This is a genomic window from Buttiauxella sp. WJP83, assembly GCF_027594725.1.
GTDB lineage: Bacteria > Pseudomonadota > Gammaproteobacteria > Enterobacterales > Enterobacteriaceae > Buttiauxella > Buttiauxella selenatireducens.
Genome location: NZ_CP110080.1, coordinates 911365 through 932278, shown reverse-complemented (window position 1 = coordinate 932278; position 20914 = coordinate 911365). Strand labels below are relative to the sequence as shown.

Genomic DNA, 20914 nt, shown 5'->3' with positions numbered 1-20914 from the left:
ACCATGGAATTAAAACAGTACCTTCAAGAGCTAAAGAAGGTCGTAAATATCGACTGTGGAACAGCAACGATTGATGGTGTGGCTCAGGTAAGCCAGATTTTTCAGCAATGGTACGAGGCCGAAGGTTGGGAGTGTGACAGCATTCCACTGGGCGATAAAGTCGGTCCAGGCCTGTTTGCCACTAACAAGCCGGATGCCACTCAATACGATGTACTGCTTGTCGGCCATATGGATACCGTGTTCCCAGAGGGAACCGTAGCAGAGCGTCCGTTCAGTATTGAGGGAAACCGGGCCTTTGGTCCCGGTGTGTCAGATATGAAAAGCGGGTTGCTCAATATTCTTTGGGCGCTACGTGGAATGGATAAAGCCACACTGCAACGGCTGTCCATTGGAGTCGCCATGAATCCTGATGAGGAAACCGGTTCGGTGCACTCTCATCACTGGATTGGCGAACTGGCAAAACGTAGCCGCTGTGTGCTGGTCTGTGAAGCAGCAAGGGCTGACGGGTCTTTGGTGAAAGCACGTAAAGGGATTGCAGGCTATAAACTGACGTTTAAAGGTGTCGCGGCACATGCCGGTAATGACCCTGAATCAGGCCGCTCCGCTATTAAAGCATTGGCGCGTGCCGTTCTGGAAATCAGTGATCTGGCGGATATCACCAAAGGAACCACCATCAATACGGGTGTCATTTCCGGAGGCGTAGTGCCAAATATCGTGCCTGACCATGCGGAGATGATGGTTGATGTCCGCTTCCAGGATAACGATGAATATGCGCGCATCCATGCGGCAATTGAGGCATTCGGCAAGCGCGAATTCGAGCCGGATGTAAAAACCATCGTTAAATTGCAGTCTCAAAAACCAGCCATGACGCCCTCTGCCGAAACTGAAAAACTGATGCAACTGGTAGAACAAGCTGGCGCTGCAGAAGGTATCGACGTGCGCTGGAAGTCCGTTGGTGGAGGTTCCGATGCGAACCATACCGCAGCGTTGGGGATCCCTTCTCTGGATGGTTTTGGGCCAATAGGGGCTGGTTTCCACAGTGCGTCTGAGTATCTGGAACTGGACAGCATTGAGCCAAGAATTCGCTTACTCAAGCGGGTGATTCAGTCGTTGTAAGCGCAAATGGCCGGGAAATCCTATGAGTTATCCCGGCCATTTTCAGAAAATGGCCGCAGCACAATATCAGACACATAAAAATATCGTTATTTTATAGACGAACTTCCAGGCTAGTATATCTATCAGGATAAAATAATAATTATTTTATCTATATATTTTCATTGATATATAAACGACGCAAATGGATTTGTTTATGACAAAACTCTTCAGCATTTTAATTATTGTCTTTATGTTATCTGGATGTGGCTATAATGATATTCAGAGTTATGACGAGCAGGCTAACGCAGCCTAGTCAGAAGTTCTTAATCAATATCAACGCCGTGCAGATTTAATTCCTAATATTGTCGCCAGTGTGAAAGGCTACTCCAGCCACGAAAAAGAAGTCCTACAAACAGTGACGCTCGCTCGAGCTCAGGCTAATCGTGCCAGTGACGAGCTAAAGATGGCACCAAATGACTCACAAAAAATCGCAGAATGGCAACAGTCTCAAACACAACTTTCCAGAGCCGTTGGTCAGATAACAATATTAAGTGAGCGTTATCCTGATTTAAAAGCACAGACGTTATATCAGGATTTAATGATACAGCTGGAAGGTACAGAAAATAGGATTACTGTTGCACGGGGACGGTATATTGAATCCATTGCTCAATATAATCTAGCCATTCGTAAATTCCCGGCTGTGATGACTGCAAAAATGATGAATTACCAGCCACGAAATAATTACCTGCCACAAAATGTTAGTGCGGTAAGCAATGCACCAGTAGTTGACTTTAGTTCGCAAAAATAAAATGTGAAAGGAATTCACCGTGCGTATCATTTTATTATTATTGGCTTTATGTAGTTTCCAGACGCTTGCAGACCGGGTTGCAATCCCCTCATTCAGGCACTCGTTAACGGATATGTCAGGGATTTTAACGCAAGATCAGCAGCAGCAATTGACACAAACACTGCATTCATTGATGCAGAGCACTCAGGCCCAGGTTGCAGTGCTTGTGGTCCCCACCACTGGCGAAGAGAGTGTTGAACAATATGCCACTCGCGTTTTTGAGCAATGGAAATTAGGCGATGCACAGCGTGATGATGGGATTCTATTACTGGTCGCCTGGCAAGATCACACTGTGCGTATTGAAGTCGGCTATGGGCTGGAAGGTACTCTGACCGATGTGCAATCGAGCAAAATCATTCATCGGCTAATTGTTCCAGCGTTTAAGAATAACCAATTAAATACTGGGCTCGTACTTGGTGTCGAGGGTATTGGATCGATTCTGGAAAAAGGAGAATTGCCACAAAACCAGATTAGTAATAATAATGACTGGATTTCTTCAGTATCGTGGTTTTTGGTATTCTGGGCAGCAATGATTGCAACCCTCTTTGCGCGGGGTTACGGGAAACCTCTGCTTTGGTTGAATGGTGTTAGCATCCTGATATCTTTCATTCTTATATTTTCTGGTGTATCCGATGGGCTTATAACGCCGCTAATTTTTATCTGTTTCGCCACCCCATTTATAAGCGTTATAATATTTCTCACTCCTATGAGCAAAAAAATCACCGATAAATTAGGAACAAGCCATTCACGGTATGTTTCTTCGTCATCCAATCACAGTAACTCTTCAAGCTACTCATCTGACAGTGACAACTCAAGTAGCAGTAGTAGTAGCTCGAGTGGTGGCGGTGGTTCAAGTGGTGGTGGCGGCTCAAGTGGCAGTTGGTGAGGGATTAATTTATGTTGCCCGATATTAACGCCCTTATCATTATATCGATTTAGTCTGATTCCATGGCGATATTCGAGGCTTCATGTTCTGGTTAATAACGTCAAATGGCCGGGATATCCCGGCCATTTTTAGTTAATCGCTAAGCTTACTTCTTGGTTTTAAAATCAATCACCATGCGGCCTTTGATTTTACCGTCTTCCATTTCTTTGAAAATAGCATTGATATCTTCAAGTGGTCGCATTGTGACCTTAGGCACCACTTTCCCTTCAGCCGCAAACTGGAAGGCTTCAGCTAAATCATGGCGCGTTCCAACTAATGAACCCACCACTTCGATACCATCAAGTACCAGACGCGGAATATTCAGGCTCATGGACTCAGATGGCAAACCCACAGCAACAATTCGTGCACCGGCACGCACTGCGTCTACCGCTGAGTTAAATGCCGCTTTCGCCACGGCAGTCACGACCGCCGCATGCGCGCCACCCACTTTATCCTGGATGACTTTGGCTGCATCTTCATTGCGTGAGTTGATGACTAAATCCGCCCCACACTCTTTGGCGAATTCCAACTGAGCATCATTCACGTCGATGGCAATCACTTTGGCATTAAAGACATTTTTCGCGTATTGCAATGCGAGGTTGCCAAGGCCGCCCAAGCCGTAAATCGCAATCCACTGGCCCGGTTTAATGTGCGAGACTTTTACCGCTTTGTACGTTGTCACGCCCGCACAAGTCACGCTACTGGCAGCAGCAGACTCGAGGCCATCAGGGACTTTTACCGCATAATCAGCAACAACGATGCACTCCTCAGCCATACCACCATCGGCGGTATAACCCGCGTTAGTGACGCTGCGACACAGAGTCTCGTTGCCGGTGTTACAGTATTCACAGTTTCCGCATCCACGGAAGAACCAGGCAACGCTTGCACGATCCCCTACTTTCAGGGACGTCACGCCAGGGCCAACCGTCTTCACTACGCCGATGCCTTCATGCCCCAGCGTAATGCCTGTAACGTCACCAAAATCTCCATTTTTCACATGCAAATCGGTATGGCATACGCCACAGCATTCCATCGTCAGCAATGCTTCGCCGTGTTTAAGGGCGCGAACGGGTTTATCAATGATCCCTACAGAGTGGTCTTTATTCACAACTGCTGCTTTCATGTCGGTCTCCTGACCTGTGAGTGAAAAGTCCCCGTAAGCCTGGTCGACAAGGGAGGAATCTGCAAACTCTACCCTTTAGCGGATACGTAAATTGTTCAGGTACCGACAAAAATAGAAATAAAAAAACCCGCCGAAGCGGGTTTTTTGTAAGAATTTAAAGCAGTAACGAATTACTGACCTTTAACTTCTTTCAGACCGTTGAACGGAGCTGGTGTGCCCTGTGCAGCCAGTGCTTCTTCGATACGAATCAGCTGGTTGTACTTAGCAACACGGTCAGAACGGCTCATAGAACCAGTTTTGATCTGGCCTGCAGCAGTACCAACAGCCAGGTCAGCGATGGTAGCATCTTCAGTTTCGCCTGAACGGTGAGAGATAACTGCAGTGTAGCCAGCATCTTTCGCCATTTTGATCGCAGCCAGAGTTTCGGTCAGAGAACCGATCTGGTTGAATTTGATCAGAATGGAGTTAGCGATACCGTTGTCGATACCACGTTTCAGGATTTTGGTGTTAGTTACGAACAGATCGTCACCAACCAACTGGATTTTGTCGCCCAGAACTTTAGTCTGGTGCGCGAAGCCATCCCAATCAGACTCATCCAGACCGTCTTCGATAGAAACGATTGGGTACTGTTTGGTCAGATCTTCCAGGAATGCAGTGAATTCTTCAGAGGTGAAAGCTTTGTTGCCTTCGCCAGCCAGAACGTATTTACCGTCTTTGTAGAATTCAGAAGCAGCACAGTCCATAGCCAGAGTAATGTCTTTACCCAGCTCGTAACCTGCAGCTTTAACCGCTTCAGCGATTACAGCCAGTGCTTCAGCGTTGGAACCCAGGTTTGGCGCATAGCCACCTTCGTCACCAACAGCAGTACCCATGCCTTTAGATTTCAGAACTTTAGCCAGGGTGTGGAAAACTTCAGAACCCATACGGATGGCTTCTTTCAGAGTTTTCGCACCAACTGGTTGAATCATGAACTCTTGGATATCAACGTTGTTGTCAGCGTGCTCGCCGCCGTTGATGATGTTCATCATAGGCAGTGGCATAGAGAATTTGCCTGGAGTGCCGTTCAGTTCAGCGATGTGTGCATACAGCGGCAGGCCTTTAGAGGCAGCAGCAGCTTTAGCAGCAGCAAGAGAAACAGCCAGGATTGCGTTAGCGCCGAAGTTAGATTTGTTTTCGGTACCGTCCAGGTCGATCATGATCTTATCGATGTTTGCCTGGTCTTTCGCATCTTTACCAGTTACAGCCGCAGCGATCGGGCCATTAACTGCAGCAACGGCTTTCAGAACGCCTTTGCCCAGGTAGCGAGATTTGTCGCCATCGCGCAGTTCCAGCGCTTCGCGGGAACCAGTTGAAGCACCTGATGGTGCAGCAGCCATACCTACGAAACCGCCTTCCAGATGAACTTCAGCTTCAACAGTCGGGTTACCACGGGAGTCGATGATTTCACGACCGATGACTTTAACGATTTTGGACATTAGATTTTCCTCAGTACAAGTTAAACTAAAACTCCAGACAAACAACGCGCGAAACATTCGCGCGTTGTCGTTCTAACTTTCTGCTTACTTCGCCTGACGCTTTTGGTACTCACCGGCCGCTTTAACAAAGCCTGCAAACAGTGGGTGACCATCACGCGGGGTCGACGTAAATTCCGGGTGGAACTGGCAAGCAACAAACCACGGATGATTTGGCACTTCGATGATTTCTACCAGTTGGTCATCACCGGAACGGCCCGCAACGCGCAGACCTGCTGTTTCAATTTGCTTCAACAACATGTTGTTGACTTCATAACGATGGCGATGGCGTTCAGTAATTGTCGGTTCACCGTACATCTGGCGCACCAGACTACCATCGGTCAACTGACACTGCTGGCCGCCAAGACGCATAGTTCCGCCTAAGTCGCTCTTTTCAGTACGAACTTCAACGTTACCTTCTTCATCTCGCCACTCGGTGATTAAGGCGACCACCGGGTATTTACAGTCTGGCACAAATTCAGTTGAGTTGGCGTTAGCCATGCCTGCAACGTTCCGTGCGAACTCGATCAGCGCAACCTGCATACCTAAGCAAATGCCCAGATATGGAATGTTCTGCTCACGAGCATAGCGCGCGGTGGCAATTTTGCCTTCCACACCACGGTAACCGAAACCGCCAGGGATAAGGATAGCATCCAATCCCTTCAGCATTTCTTCAGTACCGCGAGTTTCAACATCCTGCGAGTCAATCAGCTTGATGTTAACGGTCAAACGATTTTTCAAACCACCGTGTTTCAGCGCTTCAATCACAGATTTGTAGGCATCTGGCAGTTCAATGTACTTGCCGACCATACCAATCGTAACTTCGCTTGTCGGATTCGCTTCTTCGTAAATAACTTGTTCCCATTCGGACAAGTTAGCTTCAGGAACGTTCAAGCTGAATCGTTTACAAATATAATCGTCCAGCCCCTGTGATTTCAACAGACCTGGAATTTTATAGATGGAATCGACATCTTTTAGAGAAATAACCGCTTTCTCCGGGACGTTACAGAACAATGCAATTTTTGCACGTTCGTTTGCCGGAACCACGCGGTCAGAACGGCAGATCAGCACATCTGGCTGAATACCGATAGAAAGCAGTTCTTTTACGGAGTGTTGAGTCGGTTTAGTTTTCACTTCACCGGCAGCCGCCATGTATGGCACCAGAGTCAGGTGCATATACAGCGTGTGCTCACGACCCACTTCTACAGCCATCTGACGAATCGCTTCGAGGAACGGCAGGGATTCGATATCACCTACTGTACCGCCGATTTCTACCAGTACGACATCGTAGCCTTCGCCACCTTCAAGGATGCGTTCTTTGATAGCGTTCGTGATGTGTGGAATAACCTGAACAGTCGCGCCCAGATAGTCGCCACGGCGTTCTTTACGCAGAACTTCTGAGTAGATACGGCCAGTGGTGAAGTTGTTACGACGCGTCATTTTGTTGCGAATGAAACGCTCGTAGTGACCTAAATCCAGGTCGGTTTCAGCGCCGTCTTCTGTAACGAACACTTCCCCATGTTGAATAGGGCTCATGGTACCCGGATCGACGTTGATGTACGGATCGAGTTTCATGATGGATACGTTGAGGCCACGGGCTTCGAGAATAGCTGCGAGGGAGGCTGCGGCAATGCCTTTACCCAGAGAGGAAACGACCCCGCCGGTCACAAAAATATAGTTCGTTGTCATGCTGAACCTGAAGAGTTAGGTTTAAAGACGATGGAAGTACCAGGACGGGAAAGTAGTATACCCGAACAGTATCGACGCCACAAATTTTGATTCTATCTGCAAAGCCCTGACCTCGCTCTTTGTCAGGGCAGTGAAAATAGCCCGTCTGGCATAAATGTTTTTGACGTAAATCAAGCGCTTGTTAAATTGAAATTGCCATAACGTGCACCTGATCCAAAAAACACGTTAGATATCAGAATCCTTGCGTTTAACTTGTTGCCAGGCATTTTCCATCTGATCGAGTGTGGCTTGCTCCATTTTCAACCCTTGCGCGGCAATAATTTGTTCCACTTCGCGGAAACGGCGCTCGAATTTCAAGTTAGCTTTTTGTAATGCTGTTTCAGCTTTCGTGCCTAAATGGCGTGCAAGATTAACGGTGGCGAACAATAAATCGCCGACTTCTTCTTCCAGTTTCGCTTCATCAACAACGGCCTGTTTAGCTTCAAACATCACTTCGTCGATCTCTTCGTAGACTTTGTCTAACACGGGACCAAGCGTCGTCCAGTCGAAACCAACCGCTGAACAACGTTTCTGGATTTTGTGCGCACGCATTAAAGCAGGCAAAGCATGAGGAATATCATCAATTGCGGAATGCTGAGCTTTTTCAGCACGTTCATCGCTCTTGATTTGTTCCCAACGCGCCAGTACTTCTGTGCTGTTTTCAGCTGTCGCATCGCCAAAGATATGCGGGTGGCGACGTTCAAGTTTGTCGCTTATCGCTTCGCAGATATCGTCGAAATTAAAGCGGTCTTCTTCCTGAGCCATCTGTGCGTAAAACACGACCTGGAACAGTAAATCTCCCAGTTCACCGCGCAAATCATCAAAATCTTCACGGTTGATGGCATCAAGCACTTCGTAAGTCTCTTCCAGGGTATAGGGAGCGATGGTCGCGAAGGTTTGCTCTTTATCCCATGGGCAACCTGTTTCCGGGTCACGCAGGCGCTTCATGATGCCCAGAAGGCGGGTGATTTGGTCCATATTCAATCCTTGTAGAATTTTTCCCCTCACCCTTGCCCTCTCCCACAGGGAGAGGGGATTGATCGAGTTCAAGGTGAACTTCGGTTTTCCCCCTCGCTCTTTTAGGTGAGGGGATTGATCGAGTTCAAGGTGAACGTCATTTTCCCCCTCGCCCTTTTAGGGAGAGGGTCGGGGTGAGGGGTAATCAACTAACCGTGTAATCGCTTCGCATCGATAATATCCGGCACCTGATTCAATTTGCCCAGCACGCGGCCCAGCACCTGAAGGTTGTAGATTTCGATATTCATATCAATCGTCGCCAACTGCTGCTTGGTATCACTACGACTCGCAACCCCCAGCACGTTGACCTTTTCGTTCGCCAGAATAGTGGTGATGTCACGCAATAAACCGCTACGGTCATTGGCTGTCACACGCACCACCAGCGAATAGCCACTGGAATAGCTTTCGCCCCACACGGCATCAACGATACGTTCAGGCGCATGTGATTGCAGTTCCGCAAGCTGATCGCAGTCAGCACGGTGAATAGAAATCCCACGCCCCTGAGTGATGAAACCAACAATCTCGTCGCCAGGAATCGGTTGGCAGCACCGCGCAATGTGGTGCATCAGATTGCCAACCCCTTCCACCACGACGCGACCATTGTCTTTGCTGCGCGATTGCGGCGCGTGCGTTTTTTGCTTCAGTTGGCGAAGCGCTTGTTCATCCTGCTCGGCCGCCGTCGGCTTGTTAAACTGCGCTTGCAGGTAGTTACTCATCTGGTTAAGACGAATATCTCCGCCGCCAATTGCCGCCAGTAACTCTTCAACTTCATTGAAGTTATAACGTGGCAACAACGACTTTTCAGCCTCTTTGAGGCTGATACCCAGATGCTCAATTTCATCATCAAGGATTTGGCGTCCGGCCAGAATATTCTTGTCACGGTCCTGTTTACGGAACCAGTTGTGGATTTTGGCGCGCCCACGGCTTGTGGTGATGTAACCCAGGTTTGGGTTCAGCCAGTCACGGCTCGGGTTCGGCTGTTTCTGGGTGATAACTTCAATCTGATCGCCCATTTGCAGTTGATAAGTGAACGGCACAATACGTCCACCGATTTTCGCGCCGATACAGCGGTGCCCAACATCACTGTGAATGTGGTAAGCAAAGTCCAGCGGTGTGGAGCCTGCCGGCAAGTCCACCACATCGCCTTTTGGGGTAAACACATACACACGGTCATCAAACACCTGGCTGCGAACTTCATCCAACAACTCGCCAGAATCCGCCATTTCTTCTTGCCAGGCGATCAGCTTACGCAGCCAAGCGATGCGGTCTTCATGGCCTGAACTGCCGCTCTTCGCATTGCCTTCTTTGTATTTCCAGTGGGCGGCGACCCCCAGTTCTGACTCTTCGTGCATCTGCTTGGTACGAATCTGAATTTCGATCGTTTTGCCGTTTGGCCCCAGCACCACGGTATGTATCGACTGATAACCGTTGGGTTTCGGGTTGGCAACGTAATCATCAAACTCGTCAGGCATATGGCGATAATGCGTGTGTACGATGCCTAGTGCCGCGTAGCAATCCTGCAAGCGTTCTGCCACAACGCGCACCGCACGCACATCAAACAGCTCATCAAAGGCGAGGGATTTTTTCTGCATCTTGCGCCAGATGCTATAGATGTGTTTCGGGCGGCCATACACTTCAGCCTTCACACCCTCTTCTTTCATCGATTTGCGCAGCGCACTGACAAACTCGTCGATGTAATGCTCACGATCGATACGACGTTCGTGCAGCAATTTTGCGATACGTTTGTATTCAGCAGGATGCAGGTAGCGGAAGCAGTAATCTTCCAGCTCCCATTTTAGCTGGCCAATACCCAGACGGTTGGCGAGCGGCGCGTAGATATTGGTACACTCTTTTGCCGCCAGAACGCGTTCGTCTTCCGGCGCGTCTTTCACTTCTCGCAAATGAGCGATGCGCTCTGCAAGTTTGATCACCACGCAGCGGAAATCATCGACCATCGCCAACAACATGCGACGAACGTTATCGACCTGTTCAGCAGAGACAGAATCGGTATGCGCGGCTTTAAGCTGGCGGATTGCTGCCATGTCGCGCACACCGTGAATCAGCGTGACGACCTGGCTATCAATGCTTTCGCGCATCACCTCTTCGGTGACCACGCCCGCATCGGCAAGAGGGAACAGTAATGCGGCTCGCAGGGTATCGTTGTCCATGCTCAGCATCGACAGGATTTCCACCATTTCGACGCCGCGCCACAACAGCAGTTCAGCGTCTGGATGGCCTTTGGTCTGTTGCTCGCAATACCGCCAGGTTTCGGCTAAGCGTTCACATGACTGCTGGTTGGTGATCCCGAGGCTTGCAATCCATCTGTCGGGCGCAAATTCGCCAGCTTTATTGAGATGTGCACTTCTTACCGCAACCATTGTTCTCTCCTGTTGGTTATAAATCAGGTCACGCGACCTGACCTAACCTAACCTAACCACTTAATTCCGCTCAAAGAGCGCCATCGACTCCAGGTGCCCAGTGTGGGGAAACATATCGAGCATTGCTAGCCGCTGAATCTGGTAACCCGCAGCCAGCAATGCCTCGCTATCACGGGCAAGCGTTGTCGGGTTGCATGAAACATAGACCACTCGCTTTGGAGCAAGCGTAATCACATGCTGCATAACACCCGGCGCACCCGCTCGCGCGGGGTCGAGCAATATTTTGTCAAACCCTTGGGCAGCCCAGGGTTGGCGAGTCACATCTTCTTCCAGGTTTTCATGAAAGAATGTGACGTTTTTCAGCAAATTATAGCGTGCATTATATTCGCCTTTCGCCACCAGCGCAGCAACGCCTTCCACCCCAACGACACTTTCAGCGCGTGTTGCCAGTGGCAGCGTAAAGTTTCCCATTCCACAGAACAGATCCAGCACACGATCCGTTGGCTGGATATCCAGCCACTCAATGGCACGCGCGACCATTTGCTGATTCACGCCGTCATTCACCTGAATGAAATCGCGCGGACTGAACGTTAAGCGTAGCCCGTCTGAGTGATAGCAGGGCTCATCGTCACCCACTGCCGTGAGTGTCTCACTGTCAGGGGCTAAAAACAGCGCGACGCCTGCAGAATGCGAAAAGCGTTCCAGTTTTTGCCTGTCGTCGTCATGAAGCGCATCTAAATGGCGCAATACCATCAGCGGACCATTATCTGCCAGTACCAGTTCAACATGACCTAAACGTCGAACGGCTTTTAAATCAGAAAGACATTCACGCAAAGGTTCCAGCAATGCCTCAAGTTGGGGCACCAGAACCGGGCAGTGGTGAATATTGACCAGTTCGTTGTCGTGAGATTTGCGAAAACCCATCTGTAAGGTTTGTGTCTTAGGAAGGTAATTCAACCCTAAGCGTGCCCGGCGACGATAACCCCATGGCGAACCAGAAATGATTTCGTTCACCACCGCAGGAGCCTCACGCGTACCCATCATGCGAGCCAGCGCACGGGATTTTGCTTGCTGCTGCAATTCGATACTGGCATGTTGCTGTTGGCAGCCACCGCAAACGCCATAATGCGGACAACGCGGAGCCACACGCTGCGGGCTGTCATTTAAACGTCGTTTCACTCGAGCCTGGGCGAAGTTACGTTTGTCCTCGGTAATAGTGACATCAACTTGTTCACCAGGCAGTGCGTTCTGGATAAAAAGCGCTTTACCGTTATGGCGTGCGACGCCCTGACCAAACGGATCAAGGTCGATAACGTTCACGGTTATGATTTGACGAGTCGTAACCCGTCGCTTTGCAGAGTAGAATTGCGCCATGAGCCAGAGTGCTCTCTCAAAAAATATTAACTATTGCTTCAATTGTCCCATATCGGAACCCCATGACCAACTACAGCCTGCGTGCACGCATGATGATCCTGATTCTGGCACCGACATTAATGATCGGTTTATTGCTCAGTATCTTTTTTGTCGTTCATCGTTACAACGACCTGCAGCGTCAGCTCGAAGACTCGGGTACCAACATTATTGAACCGCTGGCAGTAGCCAGCGAATATGGCATGAGTTTTCACAGTCGTGAGTCCATACGCCAATTGGTCAGCGTGTTACACCGCCGCCATTCCGATATTGTGCGGGCGATTTCAGTATTTGATGAGAACAACAAACTGTTCGTCACCTCCAATTATCAGCTCAATGCTTCGGCCCTGAGGTTAGCGAACAATGAAAAACCACCGCACAGTTTAAGCATTACGCGACACGGCGATTCGATAATTCTGCGTACCCCCATCATCTCCGAGAGCTACTCCCCGGACGAGTCAGAAGTGACCGATGCGAAACCGGCGGGCAATTCGCTAGGCTACGTCGCGATTGAGCTCGACTTAAAATCGGTGCGTTTGCAGCAATACCGAGAAATTTTTATCTCAACGTTGATGATGCTGTTCTGTGTCGGCATTGCGATGCTGTTTGCCTATCGCCTGATGCGCGATGTCACTGGCCCAATCCGTAATATGGTGAATACGGTCGACAGGATACGTCGCGGCCAACTTGATAGCCGCGTAGAAGGTTTCATGCTCGGTGAATTAGATATGCTGAAAAACGGTATCAATTCGATGGCGATGTCGTTGACCGCCTATCACGAGGAGATGCAGCATAATATTGACCAGGCGACGTCCGACTTGCGCGAAACACTTGAACAGATGGAAATCCAGAACGTAGAGCTGGATCTCGCCAAGAAACGCGCGCAGGAAGCGGCACGTATTAAGTCTGAGTTCCTCGCCAATATGTCCCACGAGCTGCGCACACCGCTCAACGGGGTGATTGGCTTTACCCGTCTGACGCTGAAAACAGATTTGAACCCCACGCAACGCGATCATCTGTATACCATTGAACGTTCAGCCAATAACCTGCTAACCATTATCAATGACGTGCTGGACTTCTCTAAACTGGAAGCAGGCAAACTGATTCTGGAAAGCATTCCCTTCCCGCTGCGCAATACGCTCGATGAAGTGGTGACACTGCTGGCGCATTCGGCCCATGACAAAGGCCTGGAGCTGACGTTAAACATTAAAAATGATGTGCCGGATAACGTGATTGGCGATCCACTCCGCTTGCAGCAAGTCGTCACCAATCTGGTGGGGAATGCGATTAAGTTCACCGAGAGCGGCAATATTGATCTGGTCGTCGAGAAGCGCTCGCAAGGCAACAACAAAGTCCAGGTTGAGATGCGGATTCATGATACCGGCATTGGCATTCCTGAGCAGGAGCAATCGCGTCTGTTCCAGGCATTTCGTCAGGCAGATGCCAGTATTTCACGGCGTCACGGCGGCACTGGGCTGGGGCTGGTGATTACCCAGAAATTGGTCAGCGAAATGGGCGGGGATATCTCGTTCCATAGCCAGCCAAATCAAGGTTCAACTTTCTGGTTCTACATCAATCTGGATCTGAATCCTAACGCGGTTCTTGACGGTTATTCGACTGAGAATCTGGCGGGCAAGCGCATTGCGTATATCGAACAAAATGCTTCCGCTGCACAAAGCACGCTCAATATTTTGGCCAATACACCGCTTGAAGTGGTGTATTGCCCAACGTTCACGGCCCTCGCCGAAGCACACTACGATATTATGTTGCTCGGAACGCCGGTCACGTTCCGCGATACGCTCTCCATTACCAATCCAAAATTGGCAAAAGCTGTCACGATGACAGATTGCCTGATTCTGGCGCTGCCAAGCCATTGCCAGATCGATGCGGAATCGCTTAAAAAAGAAGGTATTGCCGCTTGTTTATTGAAACCTGTCACCGCACCACGTCTGCTGCCACTGCTGGCTGAACACATCTTCAATGCGCATCCCGCACTGACCGATAACGTTGAAAACAAAAAGCTGCCGCTCACTGTTATGGCCGTTGATGACAACCCGGCCAACCTGAAACTGATTGGCGCATTGCTTGAAGATCATGTGCAAAACGTTGAGCTGTGCGGAAGCGGTTTACAGGCTATTGAGCGGGCGAAACAGATGCAAATAGACATCATCCTGATGGATATTCAGATGCCTGGAATGGATGGTATCCGCGCCTGTGAGGTTATTCGCCAGATGCCACACCACCAGCAAACTCCGGTTATCGCTGTAACGGCACACGCCATGGCGGGGCAAAAAGAGAAGCTGCTGAGTGCAGGCATGAATGACTATCTTGCCAAACCTATTGAAGAGAAAAAGCTGTATAGCCTGCTGCTACGGTATCAGCCGGGTGCCATCACCGCACTCGCTCAACCATTAAACATAGAAGTGACAACGCAAACCAGTAACCAAAACCAGACTCTGGATTGGTCGCTGGCACTCCAACAAGCGGCTAATAAGCCTGATCTGGCGCGTGATTTGCTGCAAATGCTGTTGGCGTTCTTACCGGAAGTTCGCAACACCGTTGAAGAACAATTGGTCGGGGAAAACCCGGAAAAGTTGGTCGACATCATTCATAAACTTCACGGCAGTTGTAGCTATAGCGGTGTGCCACGGTTGAAAAACCTGTGCCTGACGCTGGAGCAACAACTGCGCAATGGCGTGAAGCCGGAAGATCTGGAACCCGAACTTTTTGAGCTGCTTGATGAGATGAATAATGTCTCAAAAGAAGCGCAACGTATGTTTGGTTAACGCTTAAATGTTATCTGTCGGGAAACTTATTTCTCCCGACAGAACAACCCGACAGCAATTGTCGCCGCAATATTGCGCGAAGCCATACGCAGATTATCTCCGGCATTTTCCAGCGCTTCTTCTAGCGTACAGATACGGTGCAGCACGCTGAAAACCGCATCCAGACCATGTTCATGCACCACACCCACATCAGGCGTTAAACTTCCGGCAATACCAATCACCGGAATGTTGTAACGTTTCGCCACTTTCGCCACACCAATCGGCACTTTGCCATGAATCGACTGGCTGTCGATGCGCCCTTCTCCGGTAATCACCAGGTCTGCATCGCGCACCAGCTCATCAAGTTTTAATGCGCGGGTAATTATCTCAATACCCGGTCGCAGTTCTGCACCACAGAAGGCATAAAGTGCGGCCCCCATGCCACCCGCAGCACCGCCACCGGAAAGCTCCAGCACGTTGATATTGAGATCGCGGGCAATCATTTTTGCGTAGTGTTCCAGGGCACGATCAAGTTCGTTGACCATCTCCGGCGTGGCACCTTTTTGTGGGCCAAACACCGCCGATGCCCCTTCTTTACCGGTCAGCACGGTATCGACATCGCACGCGACGTCAATGCGGCACGTTTTCAACCGTGCATCCAGCCCGGAAATATCAATCGACGCCAGTCTTGCGACTTCGCCGCCGCCGAGCCCCAACGCTTCACCATCGCTATCCAGCAAACGCGCACCGAGCGCCTGCACCATGCCGATGCCGCCGTCGTTGGTCGCGCTGCCGCCAATGCCAATCAGGATACTTTTTACACCGCTATCCAGCGCGTAACGAATCAGTTCACCCGTTCCCCACGACGTGGTTTTTAACGGGTTACGTAATTCAGGCGGGACTTGCTCCAGGCCACTCGCCGCCGCCATTTCAATAAAGGCCTGCTGCTTGTCGCCCGATATTCCGTAGAACGCCTGAACAGGCTCACCCAACGGCCCGGTGACCTCCACTTCGATAATGTCACCGTCCGTTGCCGCCACCATCGCATCGACGGTTCCCTCGCCCCCATCAGCAACGGGCAGCTTCACATAGCAGGCATTCGGAAACACTTCCCGAAAACCGGCTTCGATTTGTGTCGCCACCTCGAGAGCGCTAAGGCTCTCTTTATATGAATCTGGTGCGATGATAATTTTCATATGCCGTCCGTCGCGATGTGATAGGTACCATCATAATAGTTACCCTAAATAATTGAAGTTGCATCACTAAAACGCCAAAGGCGTTTTAGAACAGCGCTTGCGCTGGCCCCTTGGGGCGAGGCCGCAGGCCGAGTAACGCGGCAAGAGAACGCATCCCGATGAGCTTACTCAAGTAAGTGATTCGGGTAAGTGAACGCAGCCAACACAGATGCAGCTTCAAGTATGACGGGTAAATTAGCGCACCATGCATGGGCGCTTATTATTAAACGTCCATTCTGGGATCAAATACTGCATCGCCATCGCATCATCGCGTGCGCCCAGACCATGTTTTTGGTAAAGCTCGTGCGCCTTCATCACTTGATCCATATCCAACTCCACGCCCAGGCCTGGTGTTTTTGGCACCTGCACCATGCCGCCTTTGATTTCGAACGGCTGTTTGGTCAGGTGCTGATTGCCTTCCTGCCAAATCCAGTGGGTGTCGATAGCCGTGACTTTGCCCGGCGCTGCGGCGGCAACGTGAGTAAACATCGCCAGCGAGATATCGAAGTGGTTGTTGGAATGCGAACCCCACGTCAGGCCAAATTCGTGGCACATTTGCGCGACGCGCACCGAACCCTGCATGGTCCAGAAATGCGGATCAGCGAGCGGGATATCGACCGATTGCAGCGAAAGCGTGTGGCCCATCTGACGCCAGTCAGTAGCAATCATATTGGTCGCGGTTGGCAAGCCAGTCGCACGACGGAATTCAGCCATAATTTCACGGCCTGAATAACCCTGTTCCGCGCCACACGGATCCTCGGCATACGCCAGGACACCACGTAATTGCTTACCAATGCTAATCGCTTCATCAAGCGACCAGGCTCCGTTCGGGTCAAGCGTAACGCGAGCCTGCGGGAAGCGTTTTGCCAGTGCCGTCACCGCTTCGGCCTCTTCACTTCCAGCTAATACACCGCCTTTCAGCTTGAAGTCGTTAAAGCCATATTTCTCGTAAGCCGCTTCTGCCAGACGCACAACAGAATCTGGCGTCATCGCTTCGTCGTGGCGAATGCGATACCAGTCGCATTTCTCATCAGGCTGGCTCTGATAAGGCAGCGGAGTCTGTTTGCGATTGCCGACGAAGAACAGATAGCCGAGCATTTCGACTTCGCTCCGCTGTTGCCCATCACCCAGCAAAGAAGCGACGTTCACGCCCAGATGCTGACCCAGTAAATCCAGCATGGCCGATTCAATACCGGTTACAACATGAATGGTGGTACGCAAATCAAAGGTCTGCAAACCGCGCCCGCCGGAATCCCGGTCGGCAAATTCAGCTCGCACCAGGTTCAGAATGTTTTTGTATTCGCCCAGCGTTTTGCCGATGACCAACGCTGCCGCTTCTTCAAGTGTCTGGCGAATCTTTTCACCACCGGGGATTTCCCCGACGCCAGTGTGGCCCGAGTTATCTTTGATAATCACAATATTACGGGTGAAAAACGGCGAGTGCGCCCCACTCAAATTCATCAGCATACTGTCATGGCCCGCAACGGGAATAACCTGCATCGCAGTGACTACTGGGGTAGAAGTAAATGTGCTCATCGTTAATTCCTTTTCAGCAAGAATGTTTTATCCACGGCCAAATGCCGGACGTTTACGATCGAATTTCCAGCCCGGCACCAGGTATTGCATGGCCGTGGCATCATTGCGCGAACCACCCGGAAGGGATTTATACACTTCATGGGCTTTCTGCACCTGTTCCCAGTCAAGTTCTACGCCTAAGCCTGGCGCGTCCGGCACCGCGATTTTGCCGTTCACGATTTGCAGCGGATTTTTCGTCAGGCGCTGGTCGCCTTCCTGCCAAATCCAGTGGGTGTCGATAGCCGTGGGTTTGCCCGGAGCTGCAGCCCCTACATGGGTAAACATCGCCAGGGAAATATCGAAATGGTTGTTGGAGTGGCAGCCCCACGTCAGGCCCCATTCGTCGCACATTTGCGCGACACGAACCGCACCGCTGAGCGTCCAAAAATGCGGATCGGCTAACGGAATGTCCACCGCGTTGAGCATGATGGCGTGGTTCATTTCGCGCCAGTTTGTAGCAATCATATTGGTCGCTACCGGTAAGCCCGTTGCACGTCGGAATTCAGCCATCACTTCACGCCCTGAATAACCTTGTTCCGCGCCGCAAGGGTCTTCGGCATAGGTCAGGACATCGCCCATTCCCTTACACAACGCGACTGCTTCGTCCAACAGCCAGGCACCGTTCGGGTCGACGGTGATACGCGCATCCGGGAAGCGTTTTTTCAGCGCACGAGCCGCATCCAGTTCTTGCTCACCGGGTAAAACTCCGCCTTTGAGTTTGAAATCTTTAAAGCCATAGCGATCTTGTGCCGCTTCAGCTAGCCGCACGATCGAGTCGCTGCTTAGCGCTTCCTGATGGCGTAAATCGTACCAGGCGTGGCCGGTATTTTTACCCTCAAGGTAAGGCAAATCCGTTTTCTGGCGATCGCCAATATAAAACAGATAACCCAGCACGGTGACTTCATCTCGCTGTTTCCCCGATCCCAACAGCTCACAAACCGGGACGTTTAGCGCCTTGCCGAGTAAATCGAGCAGTGCGGCTTCCAATGCTGCGACCGCATTAACACGTAATTCAAACGTCCATGCACCTTTACCGAAGGTATCAAAATCTGCCGACTGATTACCTTTGTGGACGTTTTGCACCACACGATTCATACGTGCAATTTCCTGGCCGACAACCTGCGGGATGGAATCGAGCAGCGTCTGATAAATCACGTCGCCACCCGGCGCTTCACCTACGCCGGTATGCCCGGCGTTATCGGTTAATACGACAATGTTACGAGTGAAAAAAGCACCGTGCGCACCGCCAATATTCAGCAGCATGCTGTCATTCCCCGCCACGGGAATCACTTTCATATCGGTAATAACCGGGCTTGCCTGAGTATTCATCATTAGCGTCCTGTGGCTGCGGGTTTGAGTTCAACACGTTTGATGTCGCCAACAATCACCAGGTAGCTCAAGACCGCAATAATGGCGTGAACCCCAACGTAAATCAGCGCGCCGTTGAACGAGCCTGATGTCCCAACGATGTAACCGATGGCAATTGGCGTCACAATACCGGAGACGTTACCGAACATATTGAACAAGCCACCGCTCAACCCACTTATCTCTTTCGGTGCGGTATCAGCCATCACCGCCCAGCCCAGCGCACCGATGCCTTTACCGAAGAACGCCATCGCCATAAAGCCGATAACCATCATTTCTGATTCAACATAGTTACAGAACACCATGCTGACCGAGAGCAACATCCCCAATACGATTGGCGTTTTACGCGCGATGTTTAACGAGCCGGTGCGGCGCATCAGCCAGTCAGAGATAACCCCGCCCAGCACACCGCCGATAAATCCACAGACTGCCGGAACCGAAGCCACAAAACCGGCTTTCAGAATCGACATGCCTTTTTCCTGAACCAGATAAACCGGGAACCAGGTAATAAAGAAATAGGTTAAGGCGTTAATACAGTACTGGCCGATATAGATCCCGATCATCATGCGCGAGCCAATCAACTGTTTGATCTGGCCCCATTTCTGCGCGAAAGGCACCCGCTCTTTGGTTTGCTTCTGATCCATATTGATCAGCGCGCCGCCTTCTTCGATGTACTCCAGCTCTTTCTTATTCACACCCGGATGGCTATTCGGCTCATGAATCACTTTCAGCCAGACGAAACTGATGATGATGCCCAGCCCCCCCATGAAGAAGAAGACATGCGACCAGCCCACTTCGTGCGTCAGCCAACCCATGATTGGCGCGAAGATGACCGTCGCGAAATATTGTGCGGAGTTAAAGATGGAGACCGCCGTGCCGCGTTCCTGTGCCGGGAACCACGCTGCGACTATTCGGCTGTTGCCAGGGAAGGAAGGCGCTTCAGCCAGTCCCACCAGGAAGCGCAGGGTAAACAGCGCGATGATGATGCCAAAACCACTGAAGATATCGACGAAACCTTGCAGCAAGGTAAACAGCGACCAAATAAAAATCGACCAGAAATAAACGCGTTTTGAGCCGAAACGGTCAAGCAGCCAGCCGCCGGGGATCTGCCCGATGACGTATGCCCAGGAGAATGCGGAGAACACATATCCCATGCCAATCGGATCAAGGCCGATATCTTTCGCCATTTCTGAACCGGCAATAGATAACGTGGCGCGGTCGCCATAGTTAAACGAGGTGACGATGAAGAGCATTACTACTATCCAATAACGAGCGTTGGTTCTTTTCTCAGCAACGCTCGCCGTTTGGCTAATGGTATTCATGTTGGACTCCTGAATCATGTACCCTAAATAATTCAAGTTACAGGCAGGCGGCAAGAGAATGAGTCCCGATGAGCTTACACTGGTAAGTGATTCGGGCGATTGAACGCAGCCAACGCACATGTAACTTGAAGTATGACGGGTATAGCTTTTAGCTACAGTCCATTCTGCACTTGTAGGGTTATCAGAATGAGGTATTGGCCGGTCCACAGTATTTATTGCGACTCTGAATCTGCGGTTTATTGTTTGGCCGAGTGAAAGTATATGAAGGGAGTGAAAACGCCTCATCGTGCAAAGACACAAGTTTGATGCACGTTTTGTGAGCACTTTATGGCTTTTGTCCAACGGTCTGGGGGATGGTTCACGGATTTGGGAATTATTGTATAAAGCAGAGGAAGGTAACGGATTACATGTTAATGATTTTAATGCGACGGAGCGTTTGGATGGAGTTGGAAAAGGTAGCCATCTTTGCTCGCCCACATGTCGTCTGGACCCGCACCAGGAATACCCGCGAAGGCGTTAAATGCACCGTCACCTTCCATTCTGTGCAGAGCTCTTTTTTCATTTTTCCCTCTGCAGTTTTGAACAATGTACAAACATGATTTTACACCGCTAATATAT

At 50.5% G+C, this 20914-nt stretch carries 13 protein-coding genes and 1 pseudogene; 4 read left to right on the top strand and 10 right to left on the bottom strand.

Annotation, left to right across the window (positions count from 1 at the left end; translation table 11 throughout):
- Nucleotides 1-3 precede the first annotated feature (3 nt).
- The 3 genes and pseudogenes from OH773_RS04265 (at nucleotide 4) to OH773_RS04255 (ending at nucleotide 2828) form a co-directional block, all read left to right on the top strand.
- Entirely contained in the window at nucleotides 4-1116 is a 1113-nt protein-coding gene (locus OH773_RS04265; protein WP_270143325.1) for a M20 family metallopeptidase, read from the top strand.
- Nucleotides 1117-1309: 193 nt separating this feature from the next.
- Nucleotides 1310-1903: pseudogene (locus tag OH773_RS04260) on the top strand (LemA family protein).
- Between the two features lie 19 nt (nucleotides 1904-1922).
- Nucleotides 1923-2828, top strand: coding sequence for a TPM domain-containing protein (locus OH773_RS04255; protein WP_270143323.1), 906 nt, complete (start codon nucleotides 1923-1925; stop codon nucleotides 2826-2828).
- 145 nt (nucleotides 2829-2973) lie between these two features.
- Here the strand turns inward: OH773_RS04255 and adhP are convergent, their stop codons facing one another.
- The 6 genes from adhP to rlmD all read right to left on the bottom strand — a co-directional run bounded on the left by adhP (nucleotide 2974) and on the right by rlmD (nucleotide 11998).
- Nucleotides 2974-3990: an alcohol dehydrogenase AdhP gene (adhP, locus tag OH773_RS04250; RefSeq protein WP_270143322.1), complete on the bottom strand. Its 1017-nt coding sequence runs from the start codon at nucleotides 3988-3990 to the stop codon at nucleotides 2974-2976.
- Nucleotides 3991-4160: 170 nt separating this feature from the next.
- Complete coding sequence (gene eno / locus OH773_RS04245) at nucleotides 4161-5465, bottom strand: phosphopyruvate hydratase (RefSeq protein WP_183270441.1); 1305 nt, start codon at nucleotides 5463-5465, stop codon at nucleotides 4161-4163.
- Between the two features lie 84 nt (nucleotides 5466-5549).
- Nucleotides 5550-7190 carry a glutamine hydrolyzing CTP synthase gene (gene pyrG, locus OH773_RS04240; protein ID WP_270143318.1) on the bottom strand — a complete coding sequence of 547 codons (1641 nt, stop codon included), beginning with the start codon at nucleotides 7188-7190 and terminating at the stop codon, nucleotides 5550-5552.
- A gap of 225 nt (nucleotides 7191-7415) precedes the next feature.
- Nucleotides 7416-8207, bottom strand: a complete 792-nt coding sequence (gene mazG, locus OH773_RS04235) for a nucleoside triphosphate pyrophosphohydrolase (protein ID WP_270143316.1) — start codon at nucleotides 8205-8207, stop codon at nucleotides 7416-7418.
- 188 nt (nucleotides 8208-8395) lie between these two features.
- A complete protein-coding gene (gene relA, locus OH773_RS04230) occupies nucleotides 8396-10624 on the bottom strand; it encodes a GTP diphosphokinase (RefSeq protein ID WP_183270444.1) in 2229 nt (742 codons plus the stop codon).
- A 60-nt stretch (nucleotides 10625-10684) separates the two neighbouring features.
- Nucleotides 10685-11998, bottom strand: coding sequence for a 23S rRNA (uracil(1939)-C(5))-methyltransferase RlmD (rlmD, locus tag OH773_RS04225; RefSeq protein WP_270143315.1), 1314 nt, complete (start codon nucleotides 11996-11998; stop codon nucleotides 10685-10687).
- Between the two features lie 62 nt (nucleotides 11999-12060).
- Here rlmD and barA point away from each other — a divergent pair, with 62 nt between their 5' ends.
- Nucleotides 12061-14820: a two-component sensor histidine kinase BarA gene (gene barA / locus OH773_RS04220; RefSeq protein WP_270143313.1), complete on the top strand. Its 2760-nt coding sequence runs from the start codon at nucleotides 12061-12063 to the stop codon at nucleotides 14818-14820.
- A 26-nt stretch (nucleotides 14821-14846) separates the two neighbouring features.
- Here the strand turns inward: barA and OH773_RS04215 are convergent, their stop codons facing one another.
- The 4 genes from OH773_RS04215 to OH773_RS04200 form a co-directional block, all read right to left on the bottom strand.
- Entirely contained in the window at nucleotides 14847-15995 is a 1149-nt protein-coding gene (locus OH773_RS04215; RefSeq protein WP_270143311.1) for a glycerate kinase, read from the bottom strand.
- Nucleotides 15996-16229: 234 nt separating this feature from the next.
- Nucleotides 16230-17570 (bottom strand): glucarate dehydratase, encoded by a 1341-nt coding sequence (gene gudD / locus OH773_RS04210; protein ID WP_270143309.1) that lies wholly within the window; start codon nucleotides 17568-17570, stop codon nucleotides 16230-16232.
- Between the two features lie 27 nt (nucleotides 17571-17597).
- Nucleotides 17598-18938, bottom strand: a complete 1341-nt coding sequence (locus tag OH773_RS04205; RefSeq protein ID WP_270145668.1) for an enolase C-terminal domain-like protein — start codon at nucleotides 18936-18938, stop codon at nucleotides 17598-17600.
- A gap of 2 nt (nucleotides 18939-18940) precedes the next feature.
- On the bottom strand, nucleotides 18941-20296 hold the full coding sequence (locus OH773_RS04200) for an MFS transporter (protein ID WP_270143307.1): 1356 nt from the start codon (nucleotides 20294-20296) through the stop codon (nucleotides 18941-18943).
- Nucleotides 20297-20914: the final 618 nt, after the last annotated feature.

Bases quoted from the DNA above. Each gene is read 5' to 3' on its own strand.
- OH773_RS04200 (WP_270143307.1), bottom strand. From the start codon at position 20,296: ATGAATACCATTAGCCAAACGGCGAGCGTTGCTGAGAAAAGAACCAAC.
- OH773_RS04265 (WP_270143325.1), top strand. From the start codon at position 4: ATGGAATTAAAACAGTACCTTCAAGAGCTAAAGAAGGTCGTAAATATC.
- barA (WP_270143313.1), top strand. From the start codon at position 12,061: ATGACCAACTACAGCCTGCGTGCACGCATGATGATCCTGATTCTGGCA.
- OH773_RS04215 (WP_270143311.1), bottom strand. From the start codon at position 15,995: ATGAAAATTATCATCGCACCAGATTCATATAAAGAGAGCCTTAGCGCT.
- OH773_RS04205 (WP_270145668.1), bottom strand. From the start codon at position 18,938: ATGAATACTCAGGCAAGCCCGGTTATTACCGATATGAAAGTGATTCCC.
- pyrG (WP_270143318.1), bottom strand. From the start codon at position 7,190: ATGACAACGAACTATATTTTTGTGACCGGCGGGGTCGTTTCCTCTCTG.
- gudD (WP_270143309.1), bottom strand. From the start codon at position 17,570: ATGAGCACATTTACTTCTACCCCAGTAGTCACTGCGATGCAGGTTATT.
- eno (WP_183270441.1), bottom strand. From the start codon at position 5,465: ATGTCCAAAATCGTTAAAGTCATCGGTCGTGAAATCATCGACTCCCGT.
- rlmD (WP_270143315.1), bottom strand. From the start codon at position 11,998: ATGGCGCAATTCTACTCTGCAAAGCGACGGGTTACGACTCGTCAAATC.
- adhP (WP_270143322.1), bottom strand. From the start codon at position 3,990: ATGAAAGCAGCAGTTGTGAATAAAGACCACTCTGTAGGGATCATTGAT.
- mazG (WP_270143316.1), bottom strand. From the start codon at position 8,207: ATGGACCAAATCACCCGCCTTCTGGGCATCATGAAGCGCCTGCGTGAC.
- relA (WP_183270444.1), bottom strand. From the start codon at position 10,624: ATGGTTGCGGTAAGAAGTGCACATCTCAATAAAGCTGGCGAATTTGCG.